Source organism: Candidatus Tisiphia endosymbiont of Myopa tessellatipennis, from assembly GCF_964031105.1.
Lineage (GTDB): Bacteria > Pseudomonadota > Alphaproteobacteria > Rickettsiales > Rickettsiaceae > Tisiphia.
In genome coordinates this window covers 1,023,184-1,049,513 of the sequence record NZ_OZ035005.1, presented here as the reverse complement: position 1 = coordinate 1,049,513, position 26,330 = coordinate 1,023,184, and the positions used below count along the sequence as shown (strand labels likewise).

Here is a 26,330-nt window from a genome sequence, read left to right as displayed (position 1 = left end):
TACTATCATGATTTTGATCTTCGTATATCGACTCTTCATTTACGAGCAGTATATAATAGGCGAGGGATCGAAGACGACGTTACCAAATTCTCCTCAATTCACTATAGCTAACATCAAAGTTTTTGCAGCCTGTATGCCAAAATTTTTGCAATCTTTTGGATTAGAAATGTCACTATGAAAAACTATTTTACTACCGTCAAAATCAGAAAGCATAAACTCTGTAAGAATATCATTACCTATATACGTTGAATAAGCAGCTATAGGAGTTTTACAATCTGCATCTAAATATTCCAAAAATGCCCTTCCAGCTTGCATTAGTTCCCATGTTTCAAAATGGTTAATTTTATTACATATTTCTTGCATTTTATTATCATTTTTTCTTATCTCTATCGCTATAACACCCTGTCCTACAGAGGGCAACATTTCCTTTGTCTCTATTAAGTGGCAATATTGTGTATCAAATAGTCCTAATCTTTTTAAACCACTATAAGCTAAAATAGTTGCATCAACATCACCTTGCATTAATTTTTTTATTCTTGAATCAACATTTCCTCTAAAAGTAACAATTTTTAAATCAGGTCTTTTTCTTTGTATTAGGACTTTTCTACGCACTGAAGATGTACCTACCTTACTAGCAAAAGGCAGTTCTTCTATTGATTTATAATCTAAGCAGACAAATACATCCCGTGCATCTTCGCTCTCAAGTACAGCACATATCATCAATTCTGACGGTAGTTTGCAAGGTACGTCTTTTAAGGAATGTACAGCTAAGTCAATTTTGCCATTTATAAGAGCATTTTCTATTTCTTTTAAAAATAAAGCTTTGCCACCTATATCATACAGATTTTTATCCTTAATCAAATCACCAGAGGTAATTATTGGGACTATTTCACAATTTATGTTTGGGTAATGAATTTTAATTTGGTCGACTACTAAATTTGTCTGTACTAAAGCCAAAGGGCTTCTTCTTGTACCTATTTTTATTACTTTCTTCATAGAATAGAACTTAGCTATTTTCTCAAATGCAGATATTTTTATTACCGTTAATCTACGAAACTCATCATCTCCAAAATCTTATAATTACATATATTCTATGATAGGGCTAATATAGAAATTACTTCTATGTTCTATTTTTGCTATTCATAACATTGTTTAGTTATGATTGTAATCTGTAAGTACTTCATCAATAACACGCCATGATTGTGTGACTTCTGCAGTATTTGTACCCGGGAGACCTGCTGCGATAATTAAGGCCTTCCATAATGTCCATGCACGACCACGAGTCCAAGTGCCGGCGTCTAAAGGAAGCATTGTTCGAAAGATTTCCCGACTTTTTCCTTGAAACAACGTCCAAGTAATCACCAAATCACAAGCTGGGTCGCCGATCCCTAGCCCTCCAAAATCAATGACAGCACTTAACTTTCCTTCTTGCACTAGCAGGTTGCCGGTGCTGAGGTCACCATGAATCCATATTGGTGAAGCTTGCCAAGTAGTAGTAAGAGCTTCTTCCCAAATTTTAGTAGCAGTGTTAACATCGATCTTGTTACTTAATGCAGAAATTGCTTGTCGTGTCTCAGTGTCGTAGATCGTTAGAGATCCACCACGATAGAAGTTATGTAAGCCTGGTAGAGGTCCGTCCGTGGGATCAATGCTTTGCAGAACGATGAGAAATTGTGCAAGACTAGTTGCGAAGTCACCTAGGTCGGCTATGTGTGCAGATGTAGCAGTTTCGCCCTCAATCCAGCGGTAAATGGACCATCGCCATGGATAGCCCTCACCAGCTTCTCCTATTGCTACAGGCAGTGGAATTGAAAGTGGCAGCAAAGATGCCAATCTAGGCAACCACTTTTGCTCTTTTTCTACCTGTATTGTATAGCTCTCGCTACTAGGCATGCGTACAAGCATGTGCTTACCCAAGCGAAATGTTCTGTTGTCCCAACCACTAAGTTCGACCGGCTGAACAGGCAAATCTCTAAATTGTGGAAACTGGGTGGCTACTAAGCAACTCACAAGTTGGCTGTCTATCATTAGTTGTTTGCCTATCATTAAATTGCCCTGCTTATTCATTACTTCCGTGACAATATTTATATTTCTTGCTAGAACCACAGGGACATAACTCATTTCTAGCCACTTTTCCCCAACTTGATGGGTCTGATTGTACTCTATCCTGTGGATTGACTTGAGTTTTGATGGTTTTAAGTTGAGTTTCAATACTAACACCAGCATTATATTTATGAAAAGCTGGGTCCTCCCTAGTTTCTCGCATTGTCTTTTGAAGTTTTTTATTTTCCAAAGACATTGACTCTTTTTTAATATGGCTAGTATCCATATGGAGATGACAAACTCTTTGGATAAATAATTCCTTTAAATTATCGAGCATTTGTTCAAATAAATTAAAAGCTTCTCTTTTATACTCGTTAAGAGGATCTTTTTGGGCATAAGCCCTTAGTGATATACCTTGTCGTAAATGATCTAAATTATGTAGGTGATCTTTCCATACTTGATCTAAAGTTGTTAGTAAAATATACTTAATTGCGTCATTCATCAAGTTAACGCTATATGCTTCATATTTTGCTTGGTACAAGTCATTTACCATTTGTACAACGTTAGATACCACCTGTACTTCGGTAACATCAGCTTTTGTTATAGATTCATGCTGTAGTTTTATAGCAAAAATACGCTGCAACTCTCCTATTAGAGCATTTATATCCCAGTCTTCTCTATAAGAACTAGGCGGAATAAAAGTTAATACCACTTTTTCCACTAGTTCTTTTGTCATGTTGGTTAAAAAATCATGTGCATCTTTTGACTTAATGATGTCACTGCGCTGTTCATAAACTATCTTACGTTGATCATTCATAACATCATCAAAACGTAATAAATTTTTACGTATTTCGTAATTATGTCCTTCAACTTTCTGTTGAGCTTTTTCAAGTGAACGACTAATCATAGGGTGATGGATTGCTTCACCATCTTTTAAACCTAACGTTCTTAAAACTCCGGAAATACGGTCTGAGGCAAAAATACGCATCAGATCATCTTCTAAAGACAAGAAAAATTTTGTATTGCCTGGATCGCCTTGTCTACCAGCTCTTCCTCGTAACTGGTTATCTATCCTGCGACTCTCATGCCTTTCAGTACCTATAACAAATAATCCTCCAGCCTCTATTACACGCTGCTTCTCTTCAGCTATCTGCTCTTTTATTTTTACTATTTCTAATTCATATTGCTCTTTTGGTAGGTTCTTTAGAGATAGTTGTTCTATTAGCATTTCTGGGTTACCGCCAAGCATAATATCTGTACCACGACCTGCCATATTTGTGGCAATAGTCACAGCCTTAAATCGTCCAGCTTGAGCTATAATAAATGCTTCCTGCTGATGAAATTTTGCATTTAAAACATTATGATTTATTTTATTTTTGGTAAGTAAGTTAGAAATTTCTTCAGATTTCTCTATACTAACCGTTCCAACCAAGACAGGTTGACCACGATCATAACATTCTTTTATTAATTTTAGGATAGCTTCATATTTATCTTGTTTACTGCCATAAATCTCGTCATCATAATCAACTCTAGTAATTGGATTATGGGTAGGAACAGCAAGAACATCAAGATTGTATATGTCTTTTAGCTCTGCAGCTTCGGTCATTGCTGTACCAGTCATACCTGATAATTTGGGATAATTCCTAAAATAGTTTTGGAAAGTAATAGAAGCTAAAGTTTGATTCTCATTTTGAATTTGTACATGCTCTTTTGCCTCTAGTGACTGGTGTAACCCTTCGGAATACCGTCTACCTTCCATAACGCGTCCAGTAAATTCATCAATAATCATAACTTTTCCATCGCGTACTAAATAATCAACATCACGATTGAAGAGGATATGAGCTCTTAATGATTGATTGATATAATGAACCAAACTTAAATTTTCAAAATCATAAAGGCTTGAATCTTTTTCAATAAGACTATTAGCTACAAGCATTGATTCTACATGAGTTATACCATTCTCAGTAAGATTAACTGTCCGTAATTTCTCATCTTTTTCGTAATCTTCATCTTTAAACTGACGAACTAATTTATCAATTGTGCTGTATAAATCCGAGCGATCGTCTACTGGACCTGATATAATTAGCGGAGTTCTTGCTTCATCAATTAAAATTGAGTCAACTTCATCAATAATAGCGAATTTAAAAGGACGAAGTACCTTAGAATCTTCACTATATTTCATGTTATCTCTGAGGAAATCAAATCCAAGCTCGTTATTAGTTGCATAAGTAATATCTGCTCTATAAGCGTTACGTCTATCATCATCACTGATACCAGCAGTGATACAACCAACAGATAACCCTAGAAAATTATAAATTCTTCCCATCCACTCAGAATCACGTTTTACTAAATAATCATTTACCGTAACAACATGTACCCCTTCACCAGTAAGAGCATTCAAATATGCGGGTAATGTGGCAACTAAAGTTTTTCCTTCTCCTGTACGCATTTCAGTAATCATACCACGGTGCAATATCAATCCACCAATTAACTGAACATCAAAATGCCTCATCCCATAGAGTCTTTTTGAAGCTTCCCGTACAACAGCAAAAGCTTCATAAGTTAAGTCATCTAATGACTCACCATCTTTTAATCTTTGCCTAAATTGCTCTGTTTTATTTCTCAAATCATCATCAGAAAGTTTTTGTATTGAAGGCTCGAGCAAATTAATTTTTTCAATTTCTAAAGATAGTTTTTTTATACTTCTATCATTTGCTGTGCCGAATAATTTTTTAAGTAAAGAAAGCATTTATATCCTAGATTTAAATAGTAAATATCCTGTAAAATATGATATTTTATGATATTTATCAAACAAATTGTAAATAGCTGTTGACGTAGAAGGGTTATCCTTATAAAATCCAGCTATCATAAACAATATATAATAATGGATAACAAATGAAAAGAACAACTATAATTTTTTTAGCTGCGAGTTTACTTGCGAGTAGTGCTTTTGCTGATGAAGATAAAATTGTTGCTACCTACAAAGGTGGTGAAGTAAAAGAATCACAGGTTATGCAACAATTCCAACCTTCTTTAGATACCCAACCAAGTGCTAAAGGAAAAAAGTTTACTGATTTCGATGCGAATATACAGGAAATGTTAGTAAAGGGCTATATCGATGCAAAATTGCTTGAGCAAGAAGCCAAGAATTCTAATATTGAATCTTCAAAAGAATTCCAATCTAAGTTGAATGTCGTAAAAAACCAATTGGTTCAGCAAGAATTGATGGAGCGTTATGTAAAATCTCATGTTGATGAGAAAATGATTAATGCTGAATATGATAAATTAGTTGCTAGCCTAAAAGGAAAAGAGGAAGTAAAAGTAAGTCATATTTTGGTTGCAACTGAAAAAGAAGCAATAAATGTACAAAATAGACTTAAAAAAGGGGAAAAATTTGCTAAGCTTGCTAAGGATTTCTCAAAAGATGAAGGGTCTAAAGCAAATGGTGGAGAAATAGGCTATATTACTTCTGGACAGCTAGTACCTGAATTTGAAGATAAAGCATTATCAATGAAAGTAAATGAAATCTCTTCTCCAGTTAAAACCCAATTTGGTTGGCATATAATTACTGTACTTGATAAAAGACCTGCACAAATACCTTCTAAGGAGGAATCTACTGCTAGTATAACCAATCAACTTAGTAGAGATGCTATATTAAAGTATGTTGCTGATCTTGAAAGTAAAGCTGATATCAAAATAATGTTACCAAAGTCACAAATAACAAATGAGACTAAAAAATAATCTAACACCTTAATTTGATGTAAGATATTGGTTTAGTAGCCTATTGTGTCATCCCACAACTGTCGAAAGTTCAACAAACGTCATTGCGAGGAGACCGTAGGTCGACGAAGCAATCCATATGATAAGCTTCATGGATTGCCGCGCTCACGTACGTTCGCTCGCAATGACGGTTTAGGGCTGACAACGCTTCTCGCAATGATGTTTGTTGAATTTTCGACAGTTGTGGGTGTCATCCCTGCTAGGGTTAATGTCATTCCCGCGAAAGCGGGAATCTAGACCCCGCACTGAAGCAGGGGTGACAGCACTTCTATTATTATAGCTAGAATCTCCTTGGGTTAACTATAAAGATAGCTCCGGACACTAATGAACCCACGCAGGAATCAATCCGCCTTGGTAATATTTTACTCCTCAACGTGTCTTTGACGGTCCCTCGAATGCTTTGCTAATCGCTTTACCTAGGGCTTCTACTGATTTGGTAAAGTTATTATAAGCTTTCCCACGTTCTTTTGCAGATTTACCAATAGATCCTATTAAAGCAATAGTAGATTTTAAAAAATCACCGAATTGAGTGATCACTTTTGGGGTTTTCATGTCTTTCATAAAATTATCTTTGAGATTATGTAAGTCATCAACTATTTCAGCAAGATTTTGTGGACTTGGCTTAACCCCTATTTTTCCTTCTATCTTCCGCAAAGTTTTTGCACTTTCTGGGCTTACTTGAGCAACTTTAGAGTTAATTTTTTTAAATCCATCTCGGAGTTTGTCCATTATCTCATCATCAGTTGGGACAGCATCAACAAATTGTTCTACCTTTTGCTCTACCTTATCTGCTAATTTTGCTGCCCCTTTTTTTACTTTTTCTACAAAGCTTTTTGACATTGTATCCTCCATTTATTGGTTATTATTAAAAATTTTCATGATGTTCTATTATAATAATATAATTAAACTTCTTGAATAGTTATCTTTTTTAAACATAGATCTAATAAATTAAAATTACTTAACTACTACCAAATAATTGCTGTAAATTTTTCCATTCTAAGTAAGTTGTAGGATCGCTAGGACATATGCCAAAACCACATTCAAAATAAGTTGCAAACACATTAACAAGAGTGATAATTATCAAACTAATTTCAATTAATGTAGGTACAAAACTAGGATAAAATTGTAGTATACTAAATTTACTTAGAATAAGGCTAATTATAGGAATTTATAGACATTAATAGGATTAAAGAAAAAGAAATTATTGCTGACCATGTATAAAAATGTAACCCAAGGAAAGTATTACCATATCCTAAATCATGGGGTAAAATATGCAGCAAAACCTGCCTAAACCCTACCATCAGCGTGTAAATACTAGAGATGAATATAATCATATCATATTTCCAAGAAGGATTATATATTATGCTAAGTAGTGCTCCAAGTCCGATAGCAATAAAACCGAATCTTTGTAATAAACATAAAGGGCAGGGTAGTTCATAATAAAAAAATTGGAAAATAAAGGCTACGATATTTGTTACTATACATAAAATAGCAATAGCAATAGCATATATATAATTGTAGGTTGGCTTGAAACTGGGTTCATAACAAATTAAAAAGAGATATTTAAGTGGTCAGTAGCATGTAAGTAAAAATAGATATTAGCTATTAAAAGATTAATATAAAATAATGGTATGATAAAATTATAGCTCTTTTGGCTATCTCTATGCCTATTAATTGTAAAAACATAAAACATTAAAATAAATATCAAGATCATAATTACCGTTACTTCCGCTTGTTAGAGCTTAGTTTGCCTCTAGGCAAAGAAAATGTCAAGATATAATTGCGTATATGCTTAGTGCTAATATTATTTATGATATAATTAAAGTGATGGACTCTACTTTTTTAGTTGCTTTAAATAAGAATATTATCTAGCATCAATATAATTAGAATTTAAGAATAGGGTGGTAAAAATGAGTAAGAGTGAAGAGAAAAATCCTAGAGAGTATTTTGATTATTATACAGACTTGATGATTGAAATAGATAAAGCTGGAGAAAAAGTAGATATTCAGGCAAAAAATGATCTAGTTGAACATGAGGTCGTTGATCCTCTATTTAACCACCTACTTGAAATTCCAAATAGAGTTTTGGAAAATCATTATATTTCAAAAGAATTCAAGGTTGTTGTAGTAAATGATGTATTAGACGGTTTGGCTGAAGCAATCAAGACTAATGCTGATGAATGTAAAAAGATAGGGGAAAAGACTAAAGATGAGTTAACTGAACAAGATAAGTTAACATTTAATAAATTTATAGTGTTTGATATATTAGCTGACAAACTGCAACAATCCATGCAGAGTAAAAAAACTCTTGGTGGTTTAGAAAAATATGAAGATAAGTTGCAGGCAATTATTGCTTCTACTAAAGAAGAACCTGCTCAAGAAGAACTCGCTCAGGACGTTTTTGTATTGCAAGGTTCTGCTGAGGAAAATCTTAGAGAATTAGAAGAGCATTCTGAAGATCCTTCTTTTGACTCTATCCGTACCTCTTCTTTTTCTGCTGCCGATCTAGATGTTGACCCTATAACCCAAGCAATTAGGAATCAAATCTTAACCAAGCAGAGGGAGCTAATAGTTGAAGCTCTAGTAAAGAATAATATAGCAAAACTAGAAGAAATTGGAGATATAACTAAATTTCGTGCGTACTGTGAGAATGAAGAAAACAAAGAGAAAATCAGTGAAGTTCTGAGAGGAGTTGAGTTAAAAAGAGCTTTGGAACAAGTCGAAATTGCCGGCTACAAGAATGTTCATACTCAGTTTGCAGATAGATTTAGTACTATGGAATGGAAGGATGGAGTTGGAGGAAGTGCTAATGGTATTACTACTAAAACGCAGATAGTACGAGATGCAAATGATCGTGAGATTGCTACATTAACAGAAGCAACACATCAAATAAATCCACCTCAAACAGTGCAAAAAAGTGATGGTACTCCAGTAGAAATTAAAAATTATAGGACGATAGATTTTCCGATAGAACTTAATGATGGTGGTCCAATGCATTTATCGCTAGCGGTAAAGGATCAGCATGGCAGAAATATTGCTGCAAGTAAGGCTGTATATTTTACGGCTCACTATGATGATGATGGTAGGCTAATCGAGGTCAGCTCACCACGTCCAGTTAAGTTTAATGGCACTAGCCCTGATGCAGTTGGCTATATAGAACATGGTGAACATATCTATACCTTGCCAGTAACGCAAGAAAAATATAAAGCAATGATGCAAGAAGTAGCCAAAAACAAGGGACATGGAGTGGATATTTCACAATCTATCGATACACTATCTGTGGACCGTATTATAACTTCCCCTCAGAAGACTGAGGAGTTGGGTAGAACAAAAGAGGCTGTGGTTTCTCTTGCTGACACGACCCAAGAGGAAGAAGTAAATGCAAGGGGTAATATTCTAGATAAGCCTCTTGATGCCCTAGATCCCACACCTGTTCTAAAACCAGAAAAAGTAAATGTGAAAGTAAATCCAAGGGGTAATATTATAGATGAACCTAAGCCCACTCTTCAGAATGCCCCCGTTCTAACACCAAAAGTAGTTGATAATGTTCGTACAGCTAGCAGATTAGTTGAGTCAAAGCCTGTTGAGGAAAGCGCAAAAGAGCTAGCACAATCCCTTAGGAAGAACCTAGCAACACAGGTAATTCCATCTCGAAAAACCAATGTTGAGATTACTGCACAAGCAGAAGAGATATATAAAAATTTGCAAAAAAATGCACTTGAAAAGCAGAAACAATATATCAATGAAGAATTAAAAAAATTATCAACTCCTCAAGAACAGATAAAACTATTAATGGAATTAGCAAAGGTTGAAGCGGATGGAAGGGGAGAAAGAGTTAAAGAAATTGGTTCTGGAGGAGAGAGAGAAGCGAATGTAGGGCAGGTTAGATTAAGAACAGAAGAGAGGATAACAAGTATAAATGGATCTCCTAAAATGGGATACCAACGGCAAGGAGAACATGTTAATGTTAAAGATGATGTAAATTTACAAAAATTCCTAAATGATAGAATTGTTGAAATTAAGCAAGAATCCAAAACGCCAGCTACTACTTTTAAAACTCGGAAGGTAGGAGGTCATGGTTTATCCTAATTTACTTTAACTTAAGTTTTATGTAAGCAGCAAACAAAATGCTACGCATTTTGTAAAAACACAAACTATTAGAACAGTTTGTTAGAAGACATCGGTTTAATAGCCTATTGTGTCCCGATAGCAAACATTCTTTCTGTAGATTTAACGTAAGTAAGCGGGTTAACATGCAATTTACAGAAAAAATGTTACGCTATCAAACTATATAATTATTAACATTAACAAGGAGATAAATATGCAGCGATTTTCTTTTTTTATACCTTTTATATTGTGTACCACTTTATCTGCATTTGCTAGCAATCCAGCAATGGAAAAAATAAAAAACGATCCAGTGAATGTTAACAAATTAGATAATTCTTCTAGTCAAATAAAAAGTCAAAAATCTTCATTAGTTAAATCAGATATACAAGATGACCAATGCCATAGTATGGGCGATGCTGGTTGGTATTTTGCTCCTGGTGATACATGCAGTTTTAAGTGGAAGAATCGCATAAGTTATACAGGTCAAGTGTGGAGATGCACAAGCTTTGGAGATAATCACACCAATATAATTCTTGCTAACTTTGACATAACTTATGAGATTGGTACTAAACCCCCACAAATTACAGGAACAGGATGTAATGTAACTGAAGTATCTTCAGGTCATATTCAAGTTAGGAATTGTCAAGATATGACTTTCATAGCATGTGGCTCTAGTATGAACGCAACTATAACTAATAATACTAATGGAGTTATTATTGGAGTTTGTAAAGCTGATATCTGTCCGAACTAGTAGGTGTGAAGGTTTCTATCTAATGGTCTTATCGATCGTTATTTTCGTTCTAGAATCCGTAACACGCGAATTTTGGATAAGAATTAACTAATTCTTATCCAAAATTGGGGTTAATAGCCTTTCAGGCTATTTTTTTAGATCAACACAAAAATCAACTTAATCTTTTTATAATTTCCTCTCTGCGAAGTAAGGGTAATATTACTGACATTTCCGGTCCGGATGCCATTCCCGTTATGCTAAGCCTTAGAGGTAAGAATACATCCTTGCCCTTTTTACCAGTAACGACCATAATTTTTTTAGTCCATATGCTCCAGCTGTCGAGGGTGATTGGGTCGTCTAGTAATAATATAGCTGCCTGTTTTAAAAAATCTTTATCTAAGCCTTCAACTTTAGATGGGGAGTAACAAATATTCCACCAATCTTTTATTTCATATAATTTTTGCAAATTAGCTCTCACTGCCAACCAAAACTGTTCAGTTACTTGCTCAGCCTTAATCTCTCTTAAACGATCTTTTACTTCATCAAAACTAAGGCTAATTAGTAATTTATGATTCAGACGTTCTAATTCCTCCGGCAAATAAGTTGTTGGACTTTTAGAAAAATTATTAATGTCAAATTCTTTTATTAGCTGATCTAAATTCTTAAACGATGCAATACTTGATGACGAACCAATTAAACTAAAAAAACTATTAATTGCCATTGGTTCTAATCCGATTTCATCCCTTAGAGCAGTGATCTCAAACCCTCCGATTCTTTTAGATATTTTTTCATCTCGGCTAATAACTAGACCAAGATGAGCAAAATTCGGTATACTCTTTTGATGTGAGTATAGCTCTCCCTGTAGGGCTTCAAACATTTGTAGCTGAATCGCCGTATTAGTTACATGATCTTCGCCCCTAATAATATGGGTAATCGAATAATCAATATCATCAATAACTGAACAAAGCATATAAGTCATACTATTATCTTCTCTGATAACTATCGGATCACCAAGATTTTTCCCATCATATTTAACTTCACCCTTAATCATATCTTGCCATATAATTGGAGTATGCGATACCAAGAATCGATAATGCGGCTTTCTTCCTTGACTAATATAATCATTTATTTGTTGTTGAGTCAAGTTCAAAGCTGCCCGGTCATAGATAGGGGGGAGTCCTATTGATAATTGTAATTTACGTTTCAGTTCCAGCTCTTCTTGAGTCTCAAAACAAGGATATAATCTATTTTTTTGCAATAATAATGTCTTTACAGCTTCATATTTAGCAAGTCTATTAGATTGGCAAAAAGTTTGATCCCAGTTAAGCCCTAGAAATTTCAAATCCTGTTCAATAGCATTTTTATATTGCTGTTTACTACGCTCAAAATCAGTATCATCAAACCTTAAAATGAATAGGCCATTATGCTTTCTAGTATATAACCAATTTATCAGAGCTGTTCTACTATTACCTATATGTAGCATACCTGTTGGTGATGGTGCGAATCTTGTGATAACCCTTCCCATAATTTTATCTTAACCGCTTATTATACTTTTTTCTTTTTTGTTGTTTTTTTTGCTGTAGCTTTCTTTTTAGAAGTTTTTTTTGCAACTATCACCTGTTTGCCATTATCTTTCTCTTGTTTATTCTTTAACTTATTGTTACTAGTTTCAATTATTTCTACAGCTATCTCTGTTGTTATGGTAAAAGGATCGTATCTTTTTGGTATTGAAATAAACCTATCAAGATATTTAAGATACGGACCATATCTACCTATACCAAGTATAATCTCTTGTTGAGATTCAGGATGCAAACATAATTTAACCGGTAACTCAAGCAACCTCATAGCTAAAGCAAGAGTAACATCATTTTGGGCAATAGAAGGTGGCAATGATGCACGCTTTGGTTTTTCACCCTTGGCAACTTGCTCACTAGTCTGTACATATAAACCATAAGGACCTTTCTTTAGAAAAACATCAAAACCATCCTTATTTACTCCTAATAGTTTGTTCTCTTCCATAGTAGCAACATCATCACTATTTTTAGAGGTAATTTGTTTTTTGAAAGTACATTCTGGGTAATTACTACAAGCTAAGAATGCTCCAAACTTACCAAGCTTCAGACCTAATTGACCTGTAGAGCAGGATGGGCAAATTCTTGAATTGTTACTTTCTGACTTTTCTCCAAATAAGTGATAATCTAAGGCTTCTTCAACATAAGTAATTATATCAGATATTTTTTTTCCACTAACTACTTCTACATTATTATTAAACCCATCCCAGAATTTTTTTAGTAAAGACTTCCATTCTATTTTACCTTCTGCCACCTCATCTAAATCATTTTCAAGATCAGCTGTAAAATCATATTCCACATATTTCTTAAAAAAACCTGTCAAAAATATTGTAACTAAACGCCCTAATTCCTCTGGGAAGAATCGTTTTTTCTCAACAACTACATATTTTCTATCTTGCAACACTGATATAATCGAAGCATAAGTAGACGGGCGACCAATACCAAGTTCCTCAAGCCTCTTTACTAAACTAGCTTCAGAATATCTTGGTGGCGGATCAGTGAAATGTTGTGCTGGATTTACTGAATCTGTAATTAATTTCTCTCCTTCTTTTAGCGGTGGTAGAAGTCTATTTTCTTCTTCTGTTTCATCATCTAGACCTTCTCGATAGATTTTATAAAAACCATCAAACGCAATAATTGAGCCATTTGCTCTGCATGTAAATTCTTTATCTTCTGTATCAAGCTGAGCTACTACCAAATCAATAATAACATTTTCCATTTGGCAAGCTACCGTTCTCTTCCAAATTAGGTCATAAAGTTTGTAAAAGTCTTTATCTAGTTTATCCTTTAACTTTTCTGGTAGCAGGGTAATATCAGTTGGTCTAATCGCTTCGTGAGCTTCTTGGGCATTTTTAGCTTTAGATTTATAAACTCGCTGGCTAGCTGGCAAATATTTATCCCCAAAATTCTTATCTATCAACTGACGTATTTGTTCAACAGCTTCACTAGCAAGAGTTGTCCCGTCCGTTCTCATATAAGTGATCAAACCTATAGTTTCATTACCTATATCCATACCTTCGTAAAGTTTTTGGGCAATTTGCATAGTCTTTTTAGCAGTAAACCCTAATTTTCTTGCAGCTTCTTGCTGCAGCGAAGAGGTAATAAAAGGCGGTTGCGGTTGACGTTTTTGCTGTTTTTTTTCTATAGAGGCAACATGAAAACTCTTTAGTTTTATTTTCTCGACTAGATCATTGGCAGCTGGTTCATTAGTAATTGAGAAGTTCTCTAATTTTTTACCATTAACATGAGTTAATCTCGCTAAAAACGGTTCATTATTACTATTAAGAACATTAAGACTAATATCCCAATATTCTTGCGATTTAAAACGTTCAATTTCATCTTCTCGTTCGCAAATAAGTCTCAGTGCTACAGACTGCACTCTTCCGGCTGATCTACATCCTGGCAATTTACGCCATAATATCGGCGATAAAGTAAATCCTACCAAATAGTCTAAAGCCCTCCTTGCTTGCTGAGCATTAACCAAATCAATATCAATCTTTCTTGGGTTTTCAATTGCATGTAAAATAGCTTTTTTTGTAACTTCATCAAATGCTACTCTTTTAAAGAAATCACTAGATTTAACCAAGTTTTTTTCTTTTATTATTTCTGCAACATGCCAAGCAATTGATTCTCCTTCTCGGTCTCGATCTGTTGCTAGATAAACCATTTCAGCCTTGGCAGCATCTTTAGTTATTGCTTCAACATATTTTTCTGCTTTATCTGATATAATATATTTCATAGCAAAATCTTCATCTGGCAGAACTGAACCATTTTTAGATGGTAAATCTCTAATATGCCCAAACGAAGCAATAACTTTAAAACCATTATCTAGATATTTATTTATCGTTTTCGCCTTTGCTGGCGATTCTACTATTACTAATTTCATATTTATTTATAAATTAAAGATATCTTGTTGCCAGGATATCTAGTTATTTTTCCAGCCAGTTCTAGCTCCAGTATTATCATATATATAACCTGCAAAGGTAGCTGCGTTTGATGCAAACAATCAAAATCTATAGGAGTTGAAGATAAAAGCTCCTTAACTTTCATACGCATATCGTTGGTAATTGGATTAGCATATTTTATATCTAACGCTTTAAACTGGTTATTCTCAGCTGAATCATTTGCCACATCCTTAGATTTGCTGACAACCTTAGAAAAATATGGTAGATTAGTTACTATATCTTGGGTAGATTCCACCATGTATGCTCCTTCCTTGATGAGTTTATTAGTACCCTGACACCTAGGATCTAACGGAAATCCCGGCACTGCGAATACTTCTCTATTCTGTTCTAAAGCAAACCTTGCTGTTATTAATGATCCAGATTTTAGGCTTGCCTCAATTACTACCGTTCCAAGAGATATACCAGAAATCAATCGATTACGTTGTGGGAAATGTTGTCCAAGAGGTTTTGAACCTATTGGTAATTCAGCAATTATTAACCCCTCTTGTTGAATTTGTTCGAATAATTTAATATTTTCTAGGGGATAGACATGATCAATTCCTCCAGCTATAACTCCTATTGTTTTAGAGATATTAACTTGATGCACTGCCGTATCAATACCTCTTGCAAGTCCAGAAACCATTATATAATCTGCGTCTGTCAATTCCTTAGCGATTTTAGCTGCAAAAGCACGACCATTTACTGAAGCATTTCTTGCTCCAACAATTGCTAAACATCTTTCGTGTGATAATAACCCGATATTGCCCTTATAACTTAGTATAGGCGGGCAATCAAAAATCTCTAACAATAACCTTGAATATTCTAGAGACTTATAGGTAATAATTTTGGCATTATTCTTTTCCAAAAGCTCAAGTTCTTTACTTGCCTCACTTTGTGAAAATACCTTTACTGGTTTAGAACGTCCACCTCGCAGCGAAAATTCTTGGATGTTTTCAATAGCAGCATACTACTACCAAATAGCTTTATTAAACTCCAAAAAGTCCTTGGACCAACATTTTCACTCCTAATTAGTCTTAGAATATCAATTGTTTCTTTTGTATAAGATACTCGGTTAGTATCTAAAAATAGCTCCTTAAGCATCAAATCTCTTTCTTTGGCTTTAAGCTTACTTTGACATAAATTATCCCTTGGATGATATTTGCAGTATATAGCAAAATTTTTTCCCACTAAGTAAAAAAATAAAAAAACAATTAATTTCTAACTAGAGAAGTTTAAAAATGACAACTGGTCGTGGAAACCTGCGTAAACCTATGTGTGTCAACTTAAGAAATCTCGATGTCATCTCTAGCTACGGTATATTGGTGTTAGTAGCTAGCAATGACATCCTACTGATCCGGCAAAACCTACGCTATATACTATAATTTTTCTGCATTAGAAGCTAAGTAATCTGCCACTCCTTTATGTGATGGGGTAATACCTTCATCACCTTTATGCCACCCAGCTGGACATACTTCACCATGCTTTGCATTATAGTCTAGGGCATCTATCAGTCTTATTACTTCATCAATATTTCTACCAATTGGCAAATCATTAACTGACAAATGGCGTACTATGAATTCTTCATCAATAACAAAAGTACCACGCAGTGATATTCCATCATCATGAAGTACATTATAACTATGTGAGGCATTTTTATTAAGATCTGCCACCATAGGAATTTGGATATTGCCAACACCACCTTTATTGTAAGGAGTATTCTTCCAAGCCAAATGAGAAAAATGCGAGTCAACGCTTATTGCTATTAACTTTGTATTTCTCTCAGTAAATTCTCCTAATCTATTATTAAAGGCTATAATTTCTGATGGACAAACAAAAGTAAAATCTAGGGGATAAAAAAACAATACAACTTTATGACCCGTAGCATAATTTTTAAGATTAAATTCAGATTCTATACTATTATCAGGCATAATAGCTTTAGCTGTAAAATCCGGTGCAGCTTTTCCAACGAATACTTGCATTTTAAATTCCTTCAGTTTCAAGTGATTAAAAATATTTCTTATGATAACCTCAAATATCGATGTAACAAATTAATACTAGACTCTGTATCAACCCTAACAGGGATGACACCCACAACTGTCGAAAGTTAAAAAACCGTCATTGCGAAATGCTGTTGTAAGGCTTAAACCGTCATTGCGAGAAGCCGCTGCAAGCGGCGACGTGGCAATCTTGTGAAGGAGGTCTTGACTATCATGAAGATTGCCACAGTGCCTAACGGCACTTCGCAATGACGATTTTTTAACTTTCAACAGTTATGGGATAACACCCTAGGCTATTAAACCGATGTCTTACATCGAACTCAAGTTATGATACACAAAATAATAATGTATTACAATACCAAATCTTAAATGAATTAGCAGAGTAATTTAAAAATTGCAATCAATAGTTGAGTGTATGCCATAATCGGAAATGGTACGAGAACTATAAGTCATGTAATAAATAATCACTCACCTTACGCATAACTCCCATGGCAATTTAAAAGTCATAGGAAAAACAGCCTAGCGTCATTACGAGAAGCCACTTTGTGGCGATGAAGCAATTATAAGTTGGAATCCAAATGAGTTTTCAAGCTCTGTCCTGTTATTGATGATTTACTCTCACACACTTCTTGTACCGTACCTCTAGCAACAACTGTACCACCTGCAGTTCCACCTCTTGGACCAAAATCAATTATAGTATCAGCTCTACACATGACATCAAGATTATGCTCAATGACTGCTACAGTATGCCCTGTAGATACCAGCTCTCTTAAGATATTAAGCAGTAGTCCTACCTCCTCACAATGTAACCCTGTTGTAGGTTCATCCAATAAAAACAAAGTCTTTTGCTTACTAGCTTTCGATAATTCAGAGGCAAGTTTAATTCTTTGTGCTTCACCACCAGATAACGTTGAAGTGGATTGACCTAACTTTAAGTGCTCCAAACCAACTCGCTGCATTAACTTCAGGACTTCGAGAATTTTCTTCTGCTTATCAAAGACAGGGATCTCATCACTTACTGTCAGGTCTAGGATTTCAGCGATATTATATTCCGCAAACTTCACTGCAAGCAGATCATCATTAAACCGCATACCAGCACAAGAGGAGCAATCCATCTCCACTCCAGGCATGAAAGACATATCAACCTGTACTACACCAGATCCATTACAGTTCTCACAACGCTCATCTGATGCATTGAATGAAAATGCGTTGGCACCAAAGTCGCGTTTCTTTGATTCTGGCAAAGAAGCAAACAAATCCCTTATTGAATCAAAAAGATTTGTGTAGGTTGCTACATTGGAACGAGATGATTTTGAGCCTATAGTAGATTGATTGACTGTCACTACTCGCTTAACATTTTCTAATCCCTCGACAGAAGTATGTTTCCCAGGTAATTCTTTCGCTTTATTAAAATGATTTCTCGTTACCTTATCTAAGATGCCAAATAAAAAGGTTGATTTTCTAGAACCGGATACACCCGTTAGCACAACCAATTGTTGTGTTGGTATAGAAACATCAATATTCTTAAGGTTGTTTTCACTCGCACCACGAATAGTAATTGCTTTCCCATCACCCTGAGTTGGAGGATCAAGTTTGATAGCTGCCTTCCTAGCTAAGTGCTTACCAGTAATAGATTTTTCGCAAGCCATAACTTCAGTAGGCATGCCAAAACCCACAATTTCTCCACCTTGAGTTCCTCTTCCAGGACCTACATCTATTATATAATCTGCACTTTTAATAACATCGAGATCGTGCTCAATGACCACTACAGTATTGTCATTTTCTTGTATCCTTCGCAGTGTTTTTAATAGCTTAGCTGTATCATGGGGATGTAAGCCAGTTGTTGGTTCATCTAGAATATACAAAACGCCAGTCAGCGAGCTACTACCAAGAGCATCAGCTAATCTAAGTCTCTGTGCCTCTCCTGCAGACAATGAGGGAAGTGTCCTATCTAAAGTAAGATAGTGCAAACCAACTTCGATTAAGTTTGATGCACGCTCTTGCAATCCGTTTGAAAAAGCGGTATATGCTTGCAATTCATCCTTCGGAAGGATCCTTTCCAGCGTCTCTAACCACTTAAGTAGTTCGCTTAGGCTGAGAGCATTAACTTCTGTAATAGTTTTGCCGCCCACGGTTACCTCCCTCCCAAGTTTCCCTAAGCGGGCATTGTTACAGGATGGACACGCACTTCTTACCATAAATTTTGTGACACTATCTGGTGCCTTACTAGGATTTTTCTTATACTGAGTCATTAAATGAGGAACGATGCCTTCAAATTTACCCTCACCAACTTTTTTAGGTTCTTTGAGTCCCTTATGGCTCTTAACAAAATTTGGATATGTGATTCCGTACAGTAAAAAATTATGCAATTCCTCAGAGTAAGACTTTATGGGTAGATCTTGGTCAAAAGGAAAATTATAAGATTTGCTAGCAGCTTCAATTACCTTCGTATAATGAGTTGCAACACCTGACTCCCAATACCTAACCCCTCCGTTAATGATAGTTTTTTCTCCATCAAGTAAACTGGATATATCAACGTCGAGAGTTTCACCTATTCCTTTACATGACTCACAGATTCCAGAAACTGCATTAGGGGAAAAATGTGACATTTGCAGTATTTCTAATTGCTCCTTACAATGAGGGCAACCAAAATAACTTTTTTTAGTCGATGAATAAGCGGTATTTCTTTCTTCAGTTTCAACAGTTGTCAGTTTATGCTTACCTTGTAATGGTTGCTTAACTTCAGCGTCGCAGCCGCTACACTGCTGATAACCAATAGTAGCAAATAGATTTCTTAGGAGTGTTAAAATGCCTGTTTTTGTCCCCACCAACGAACGGGAATTAAAATCCGTTTTTCGCTGAGAAATGGTTATTGCCGGAGATAAGCCCAAGACGGTATCCACTCTTGGTTTTGGAATGTGATCAGTAACCAAGCCATATCCACCCAAAAGTTGTCTGACGCATTCGCTTGCTAAAACATCAACAGCAATGGAAGACTTACCTGAACCTGACAGACCGGTGAACGCAACTAAGCGTGTTTTTGGTATCTCAAAGCAAACACCTTTTAAATTATGTGCATGTGCACCATGCACAATAATCCGACCATGCTGCGGTGTGACAGGTAAATGACATTTACTCGAGGAACATACAAAATTGTGCATACATGAACTCCTATCATTTTGTTTAGAAGGTGGCATTTTATCAGGTTCTGTCGCATTTATAAATCATGGTCTAGCAAAAATCGTAAAACCTCGGATTTGGGACATTATTATGCCATGAGTATAACAAAATTTTCAAAAGTAGAAAAATTATTATTAGCTCCAGTAATTTGTCTTTTTTGAATCATACGAATATTTTCTATACCAGTGATAGTAATCGCAGCAGAACGAAAACTTTTAAAACCAAGTTTCTTGATAAAGCGGTGGTCAAAGCATTCTTTCGTAAAGTATTTAAATATAATGGTCGTCCTGATAAAGTAGTACAGTATCTAACATTATGGGTTGGCTTTAATCAACTTCTTTCTACTATCAATACTTCATTATTGCCTGTTTTAGCTATTAATTGGCATTTGAGAAAGAAAGGAATGAAGGCAGTTATCAGACCTCCAAACCATTCATTATCAGTTAAATTAGAGCTTGTCCGCAAACTAAGTAATAGAAGTAAATATCCTACGAAGAAGTAATCGACTCATAACCAAAAAAATTATATTTTCACTAGAATCAGTAAGAAAATCATATTCCTTGGAGAGCCTTCTATTTCTATTTATCCAAGCAAAGCTTCTCTCAACAACCCATCGCCTTGGCTGTACTTTAAACCCAACTTCTCTTGTTGACAATAGTTCTGATGGTGTACTTTTTGGTATCCAAAATCTACACGCTGGTCGTTTAACAATTTCTAAATCTATGTTATACTTTTCCTTAATGAGACCCTTTAAATCTACTTAAAGTTTTTTTACTAATGTCCACACTAATATAAGTTGTTGCCATATAGAGCCTCATGATTTATATTAATAATAGGATATGCTACAGCAAGGTTTAAAAACCTTATGACATCCGTTCGTAGTCTTTATCCAAACAGGATGGGTCTTTGCTCAGGTACGAAGTCTTTAAAATTCAAAGCTTCAATTCGAGATACAGTTTACCCATCCTACACCATATATAACTGATCATGTTATATTTATCATGGCTTTTTTATTGTATGAGTTCGATATGAGACATGGATTTAACATTCTCGATGTTTCGGCACAACTGTTGAAAGTTAAAAAATCGTCTAAGCACCGTTAGGCGCTGTGGCAATCTTCATGATAGTCAAGACCTCCTTCACAAGATTGCCACGTCGCCCCGCTTGCAGCGACTCCTCGCAATGACGGTTTAAGCCTTACAACAACACTTCGCTAATAGACAATTTTTTAACTTTCAACAGTTGTGATACTCACTCCACCGCTCCTGCTATCCAATCCTCCTGGAATTGACTATATCTTAGTTTTTGCTTCTACACTAAAATTTCTACTTTGTTTCTTTGTCATTCGTTTATCCTAAGTATAATTTTTTATTCTATCTTATTACGAAACAAAACTACATGCTTTTTTATCTAAATTTTTTAGCCCATTATATAAGGAGAGAAAGCAAATTCCGACGACAAACTTATCTGGAAGAATCAGTTCGTAGGCACTCTTATTAAACAAAAAGGGCTTTCTTTTTTAAAAGAAAACCCTTTTGTTTGAAGTAATAGATAAGTAAACTTAAAAGATTAGTTTAGAAGTTTACACGAACTTTTAAAGTACCTTGGTGACCAACATATTTACTAGCTAAATATGCATCGTAACCAGCTCCATACTCCATATTACCAGCTTTAGCAGTAACGCCTAAACCAAGGTTAAACAATGTTTTTGCCTCTTTGTTAGATCTAGTAGCAAACGAACTAGTCATACCATCTAATTTAGCACTAACTTTCCCTGAACTACCAAATAACTTTTGCGAAACAAAAGCATGTGCTTCAGGCATCACTGTAATACCGCTAGTATCTACAGAAACTGCAAATCTAGTACCAAGCACAGCTTCAACTTTATTGTTAGTCTTCTTAGCAACGACCTTATTTGCGTTGTCTGTACCAGTTTCCTTATAACCTTCATCGCTAGATCCTGTATAACGAATTCCAGCCATCGGTATTAATGACATTGAGTCAGACATTTTAGCATTGTAACCAAATAATACTTGACCACCGTAAGACAGAGAATCATAACTAGCTTTAGCAATTTGCTGACCACTAGCATTACGAGAAGTAGGAACTTTTCTAGGATCGCTATTCTTAATTTTATTTGAACCAAGAGAAACCAAACCTTGTACAAAGAAATTTTTATCAAGTTGTTGTGATCCATAAATAGAGAGCATCACAGTATTAATGTTTGTTTTTTCTCCAATTTTATAATCTTTGTATTTCATATCAGTTCTAACAATACTAACAGCAGCACCGATCATTAGATTTTCGTTTGCTAAAGCATCGAAACCAAGGATTCCACCAGCAGATTTCGTTTTATAACCAACAACACTACCTTCACCCTTCTGAACAGCTTGATTATAGTATGGCATAGCCCATGCACCCATTGATTCACCAGCTACATCATCAGAGCCACTAGCTACAGGTTTTTGTTGATCATCAACTTGGGCAAGTCTTGCTCCCACTAAATTAGCAATCCCAGCATTAGTATGATCGACAGCTTCAGTTACTAGTGCATTCTCAGCATTTGTAATTCTTTTTAGTGCTTCACCACGTACTTTTGGGTCTTTTGATAACAGACCAATATCAGTCATAGCAGATGGTGCCTCACGACCAAGCAAAGCAGCATTTTCCTGATCTTTATCATCACCACCAGCAGCTTTCATATCAGCTGGAGCTATAGTTGCAGCATTATTTGAACGCAACAAGTAAACATCTTTATCCTCTTTAGTATAAACAGTCCACTTTGCATATGCTTGATCTGTTTTTACTCCTGTTAGAGGACCAAATTGTGCACCATTAACTAGACGTAGATTTTTACCATTGCTAATCAACTTGTACTCTTGATCCGCCCCTAATTGACCTTCATCCTTAACGATTATAGCATGAACTGGTACACTAGCAGCCACCTCTATAGGAGTATTAACTTCTATAGAACCAAGTTTTCCATCTGCAGTTAAGGTAGTTGCAATAGAAGTTCCAAGATTCCATGTAGAAACTACGTCATTTTGGTTATCTTGGAAGATTAACTTACTAGAGTTCAGATTAATATTGTCATGAATATGTGAAGTACCACTAATTATGTTGTTATCACCAGTAATTACGATCTTTTCAGTACCGAAGTTAACTATGTCTGCATACATAGCAGCATTATTCAAGGTTGCTTTTTTATTACCCTTAAATGTTATAGTCTTAAAACGAGCATTTTCTGTACCAAGCTTAGTACTAGTAATAGTAGTATTATCTGTGAAGTTAATATTATTATCTGCTCCCTTACTGGTCATAGTAGCTGTCAAAATAACACCATCTTTAAACTCAGCTACAGAACCACCTTTATCACTACCAACTTGTAGTCCACCAGCTACTGTTCCACCAGCTGTGTACTTCAATTTGTCATTAATAATAGCATTATTGACATAAGTATCACCAAAGTTTTCGGTATTTACTTCAAAAGTTGCAGCTTTTAAGTTGTGTCCGCTAGAACCTAAACCATAAACCTTATCAGAACCAGCTTTAAAGTTAACAGCACCTTGATTATCAGTTGTAGTTGTTACACCAGCAAAGAAGTCTGTAATAGTAACATTTAAGGTATTATCTCCAGCAAATTGTAGATTAACCAAATGATCCTTATCACCTATATGCTTATTGATAGTGTGATCAATAGCTGATAATATAACTGTAGGTCTAGCGTCTTTAGAACTCAAAGTACTATCAACATTTATATCTTTAAGTTCCATATTTGAAGCTAAAGTTAAGCTTGCAGCAGTTGCAAACTTAATATTGCTAAATTTTAGACCGTTATCACCTACTAATTCAACATCACCACCATGCAATTCTAAGGTAGATATAGCGTTAACAGCAGGGTCATTAGCAGCTGCTGTAGTAGTGAATTTTACACCAGTACCAACACCAGCAGCATTAACAAATTTCAGTGTTCCATTACTAGGAACATTACCAACAACTGCTTTAGCGGTATAATTACCATCTACAACTAATGTAGATCCGGCATCTGCTAATTCTATATTTCCGCTGAAAAAGCCTTGACCCGATGTAATTGCCTTAACACCAGCATTTACTTTGAGACTCTTAAAATTCCTTCCTGATGTTCCTATGTCGCCTTTTAGAGCAGCATCCCCAGCAAAAATTAGATGACTTCCGCCAGCTCCATTGGAAGCAGTTATACTATTAGCAGTAATATCATTACCTTTATGAAGAGTAAGAGTCTTATTATCTGCTGTAAACTCGATCTCCTTTACTCCCCCATCCTTAGAGGTTGTTGTATTATATAAGGCAACATTCTCACTAACTTTAAATGTAGCTTCCCCTGCATTTGTCAAAGCTCCAAAGGCATATTTAGCATTACCAACATCCATCTTAACTGTTGAAACTTCACCTCCAAAATCAATTCCAGCAATATTAACCCATTTATTGGCTGCAGCTATGTCAAAGTTAAGTTTTTGTCCTTTCAGTAATAATTTATCTAGAGGCTTTTTATTATTATTATTATTATCAGCAGGATTCATACCAATAGAGCCAACAATCTTTAAAGTACCATCTCTTTTCATTTCAGTTGCATCAATAGTACCGCCACCATTAGCACTTATTGTAGATGTAATGGTTACATCACCTGCTTTATTAGTTAATTTCAATGTTCCACCATCAGTATTACTAAAGATATTAGCAGCATTAATCGTAGCACCAGCAACTTTTACTGTGCTATCCTTAGGGATGATAATATTACGAACTGCTCCAGCACCAGCAGCACCAATGTTACCAATAATTTCAGCATTACCCAAAAACGTTAAATCTGAAGCAGCAGCAGCAACACTTTCATTAATATTACCGGTCAGTTTATAATCCTTAGCAAATGTAAAATGTGTACCAGCAAGAATTCCTCTTAGTTCAGTGAGATTATGCTGTCCTGACAATGTCAAAGTACCAGCAGCATTATTTTCAATTGCAACTAATTTGTTTATTATATCAGCTTTTAATACACCCTCACCTTGAAAAATTATTGTTCCAACTTGAGCTGCACCATTGTTTACGTCAGCATGAAAGTTTCCTTCAAGTGTTTTACCAGCTGCCACAGTAATTGTACTATTAAGTACACCATGGAAATCTGTTGTACCAAGATTACTATTGTCGTTTAGAATTACATTCGACTGTGCTGTTATCATGTTTGTAGCACCCTTATCTCCTACATCAACCTCATTTTCGAAAGTAACAGCCCCACCGCGTAATTCAATATCTTTAGCATATACTTTTCCTTCAATTGTTGCACGAGCACCAACAGTAGCAGTAACTATGAATTTTTTAGCTCTATTCTCCTTATTTATACCAACTACGACCTTACCTGCAGCATGAGGAACAAGAGATCCAGCTGCCGCAGTAGTATTGAAGTGAATTATACCATGTCCATCTTTAGCACCACCAAGAGATCCATGTATAACTTTAAAGTCAGCAGCATTACCATTCCCCCCAACTTTAGAAGTAAGTAACAATGTACCATCACCATTATTACCAAAGTTGATGCTACTATTTACTCCTTGTTGTAATTGCAACACAGTCACATCACCCCCAGCAGTAGAGTTGAATTCAGCAATACTGCCATCAGAAATGTTAATTGTTTTGTATGTGGCAACTTCTAAGTGCCTAAATGTTGTCCTAAAGTCAACGCCAGCAGGATCTTTGCCAGCATTGTTAATATTCAATGTTGCATTTTGAGCGTTATCAGCTTTAAAGTTAACAAAATCGAGATTTGCAGGAGCAATAGCAAAAGTAGCACCAACACCAGTAGTAATATCAAAGCTACCATTACCATTATCAAAGTCCATTTTACTTACAAACTTAGCACCAGCAGCACGATCAGCCTGAGCAACAGCACCAATAAGAGCTTCACTACCAGCAATAATCTCACCACCGAAAGTTAAACTTTGACCATTTAAAATTTTAAAAGGAACCATATTAGCAGTACCATCAACACCATCGCTATTAATTATAGAATTGATAACTGTATTTGTAGTAACTGTAAACAAAGGTCGAGCACCACCAAGATGGGCTATATTTAGATCAAGCACACTAATGGTTTGACCACCAACAACGTTAGCATCAATAGTACGACCAGTATCATATTGCAAACTAGAGCCTGAAAAAAATGGTATAGAACCAGCAACACCCAAATTTAATCCGATACCGTCGAGAAGTGTAGCGTTTGCTGTTGTCAGCCTAGCCTCTGGTATACCCCCAGCAGCACCAAATGCCGTATTACTTCCACCGACTATAACTGAAGCAATAGAAGCAGTCGCTAGCAAGTTTTTCAAAAAACTGCTTTTTTTACTTTTATTATTCATAATTTTTTCCTATTTAAGTTAATTCATTTTCTAAATACAGTTTCTTAGAGCAATTAGTTTCAAAAATTATTTCTGCTCGATGTCATTCCCGTG

At 35.4% G+C, this 26,330-nt stretch carries 17 protein-coding genes and 2 pseudogenes; 3 read left to right on the top strand and 16 right to left on the bottom strand.

Annotated features, from left to right (window positions below; all coding sequences use genetic code 11):
- Positions 1–93 precede the first annotated feature (93 nt).
- The 3 genes from hemC to secA form a co-directional block, all read right to left on the bottom strand.
- The gene (gene hemC / locus AAHN03_RS05225) at positions 94–996 is read right to left on the bottom strand and encodes a hydroxymethylbilane synthase (protein ID WP_342278360.1); all 903 of its coding nucleotides are present in this window, start codon (positions 994–996) and stop codon (positions 94–96) included.
- A 156-nt stretch (positions 997–1,152) separates the two neighbouring features.
- Complete coding sequence (locus tag AAHN03_RS05220) at positions 1,153–2,046, bottom strand: aminoglycoside phosphotransferase family protein (protein WP_342278359.1); 894 nt, start codon at positions 2,044–2,046, stop codon at positions 1,153–1,155.
- A gap of 13 nt (positions 2,047–2,059) precedes the next feature.
- Entirely contained in the window at positions 2,060–4,792 is a 2,733-nt protein-coding gene (gene secA, locus AAHN03_RS05215; RefSeq protein ID WP_342278358.1) for a preprotein translocase subunit SecA, read from the bottom strand.
- Positions 4,793–4,938: 146 nt separating this feature from the next.
- Between secA and AAHN03_RS05210 the strand changes: the two genes are divergently transcribed.
- Positions 4,939–5,784 (top strand): peptidylprolyl isomerase, encoded by an 846-nt coding sequence (locus AAHN03_RS05210; protein ID WP_342278357.1) that lies wholly within the window; start codon positions 4,939–4,941, stop codon positions 5,782–5,784.
- Between the two features lie 408 nt (positions 5,785–6,192).
- Here AAHN03_RS05210 and AAHN03_RS05205 read toward each other — a convergent pair whose 3' ends face one another.
- The 3 genes from AAHN03_RS05205 to AAHN03_RS07690 all read right to left on the bottom strand — a co-directional run bounded on the left by AAHN03_RS05205 (position 6,193) and on the right by AAHN03_RS07690 (position 7,280).
- The gene (locus AAHN03_RS05205) at positions 6,193–6,663 is read right to left on the bottom strand and encodes a hypothetical protein (protein ID WP_342278356.1); all 471 of its coding nucleotides are present in this window, start codon (positions 6,661–6,663) and stop codon (positions 6,193–6,195) included.
- 118 nt (positions 6,664–6,781) lie between these two features.
- The gene (locus tag AAHN03_RS05200) at positions 6,782–6,907 is read right to left on the bottom strand and encodes a hypothetical protein (RefSeq protein ID WP_342278355.1); all 126 of its coding nucleotides are present in this window, start codon (positions 6,905–6,907) and stop codon (positions 6,782–6,784) included.
- A gap of 70 nt (positions 6,908–6,977) precedes the next feature.
- The gene (locus AAHN03_RS07690; RefSeq protein WP_410521361.1) at positions 6,978–7,280 is read right to left on the bottom strand and encodes a disulfide bond formation protein B; all 303 of its coding nucleotides are present in this window, start codon (positions 7,278–7,280) and stop codon (positions 6,978–6,980) included.
- Between the two features lie 453 nt (positions 7,281–7,733).
- Between AAHN03_RS07690 and AAHN03_RS05195 the strand changes: the two genes are divergently transcribed.
- Together AAHN03_RS05195 and AAHN03_RS05190 are read left to right on the top strand one after the other, a co-directional pair.
- Positions 7,734–9,911: a Sca4 family protein gene (locus AAHN03_RS05195; protein ID WP_342278354.1), complete on the top strand. Its 2,178-nt coding sequence runs from the start codon at positions 7,734–7,736 to the stop codon at positions 9,909–9,911.
- Positions 9,912–10,143: 232 nt separating this feature from the next.
- The gene (locus AAHN03_RS05190) at positions 10,144–10,680 is read left to right on the top strand and encodes a hypothetical protein (protein ID WP_341762475.1); all 537 of its coding nucleotides are present in this window, start codon (positions 10,144–10,146) and stop codon (positions 10,678–10,680) included.
- A gap of 151 nt (positions 10,681–10,831) precedes the next feature.
- Here the strand turns inward: AAHN03_RS05190 and gltX are convergent, their stop codons facing one another.
- The 10 genes and pseudogenes from gltX to AAHN03_RS05140 all read right to left on the bottom strand — a co-directional run bounded on the left by gltX (position 10,832) and on the right by AAHN03_RS05140 (position 26,237).
- Entirely contained in the window at positions 10,832–12,184 is a 1,353-nt protein-coding gene (gltX, locus tag AAHN03_RS05185) for a glutamate--tRNA ligase (RefSeq protein ID WP_342278353.1), read from the bottom strand.
- Between the two features lie 20 nt (positions 12,185–12,204).
- A complete protein-coding gene (gene topA, locus AAHN03_RS05180; protein ID WP_342278352.1) occupies positions 12,205–14,616 on the bottom strand; it encodes a type I DNA topoisomerase in 2,412 nt (803 codons plus the stop codon).
- Positions 14,617–14,618: 2 nt separating this feature from the next.
- Positions 14,619–15,539, bottom strand: a complete 921-nt coding sequence (gene dprA, locus AAHN03_RS05175; RefSeq protein ID WP_342278351.1) for a DNA-processing protein DprA — start codon at positions 15,537–15,539, stop codon at positions 14,619–14,621.
- Between the two features lie 41 nt (positions 15,540–15,580).
- Positions 15,581–15,862: a hypothetical protein gene (locus AAHN03_RS05170; protein WP_342278350.1), complete on the bottom strand. Its 282-nt coding sequence runs from the start codon at positions 15,860–15,862 to the stop codon at positions 15,581–15,583.
- Positions 15,863–16,050: 188 nt separating this feature from the next.
- Complete coding sequence (locus AAHN03_RS05165) at positions 16,051–16,653, bottom strand: peroxiredoxin (RefSeq protein WP_341762471.1); 603 nt, start codon at positions 16,651–16,653, stop codon at positions 16,051–16,053.
- 578 nt (positions 16,654–17,231) lie between these two features.
- A complete protein-coding gene (locus AAHN03_RS05160; RefSeq protein WP_342278349.1) occupies positions 17,232–19,832 on the bottom strand; it encodes an excinuclease ABC subunit UvrA in 2,601 nt (866 codons plus the stop codon).
- A 107-nt stretch (positions 19,833–19,939) separates the two neighbouring features.
- Positions 19,940–20,098 (bottom strand): annotated as a pseudogene (locus tag AAHN03_RS05155) (IS6 family transposase); the annotation flags it as partial.
- 83 nt (positions 20,099–20,181) lie between these two features.
- Positions 20,182–20,316: a hypothetical protein gene (locus tag AAHN03_RS05150; protein ID WP_342278348.1), complete on the bottom strand. Its 135-nt coding sequence runs from the start codon at positions 20,314–20,316 to the stop codon at positions 20,182–20,184.
- Position 20,317: 1 nt separating this feature from the next.
- Positions 20,318–20,608 (bottom strand): annotated as a pseudogene (locus AAHN03_RS05145) (transposase); the annotation flags it as partial.
- A gap of 817 nt (positions 20,609–21,425) precedes the next feature.
- Complete coding sequence (locus tag AAHN03_RS05140; RefSeq protein WP_342278347.1) at positions 21,426–26,237, bottom strand: autotransporter outer membrane beta-barrel domain-containing protein; 4,812 nt, start codon at positions 26,235–26,237, stop codon at positions 21,426–21,428.
- Between the last annotated feature and the right edge of the window lie 93 nt (positions 26,238–26,330).

Excerpts from the sequence above, each read along its gene's own strand:
- hemC (WP_342278360.1), bottom strand. The coding sequence starts at position 996 with ATGAAGAAAGTAATAAAAATAGGTACAAGAAGAAGCCCTTTGGCTTTA.
- AAHN03_RS05220 (WP_342278359.1), bottom strand. The coding sequence starts at position 2,046 with ATGATAGGCAAACAACTAATGATAGACAGCCAACTTGTGAGTTGCTTA.
- secA (WP_342278358.1), bottom strand. The coding sequence starts at position 4,792 with ATGCTTTCTTTACTTAAAAAATTATTCGGCACAGCAAATGATAGAAGT.
- AAHN03_RS05210 (WP_342278357.1), top strand. The coding sequence starts at position 4,939 with ATGAAAAGAACAACTATAATTTTTTTAGCTGCGAGTTTACTTGCGAGT.
- AAHN03_RS05205 (WP_342278356.1), bottom strand. The coding sequence starts at position 6,663 with ATGTCAAAAAGCTTTGTAGAAAAAGTAAAAAAAGGGGCAGCAAAATTA.
- AAHN03_RS05195 (WP_342278354.1), top strand. The coding sequence starts at position 7,734 with ATGAGTAAGAGTGAAGAGAAAAATCCTAGAGAGTATTTTGATTATTAT.
- AAHN03_RS05190 (WP_341762475.1), top strand. The coding sequence starts at position 10,144 with ATGCAGCGATTTTCTTTTTTTATACCTTTTATATTGTGTACCACTTTA.
- gltX (WP_342278353.1), bottom strand. The coding sequence starts at position 12,184 with ATGGGAAGGGTTATCACAAGATTCGCACCATCACCAACAGGTATGCTA.
- topA (WP_342278352.1), bottom strand. The coding sequence starts at position 14,616 with ATGAAATTAGTAATAGTAGAATCGCCAGCAAAGGCGAAAACGATAAAT.
- AAHN03_RS05165 (WP_341762471.1), bottom strand. The coding sequence starts at position 16,653 with ATGCAAGTATTCGTTGGAAAAGCTGCACCGGATTTTACAGCTAAAGCT.
- AAHN03_RS05160 (WP_342278349.1), bottom strand. The coding sequence starts at position 19,832 with ATGCACAATTTTGTATGTTCCTCGAGTAAATGTCATTTACCTGTCACA.
- AAHN03_RS05140 (WP_342278347.1), bottom strand. The coding sequence starts at position 26,237 with ATGAATAATAAAAGTAAAAAAAGCAGTTTTTTGAAAAACTTGCTAGCG.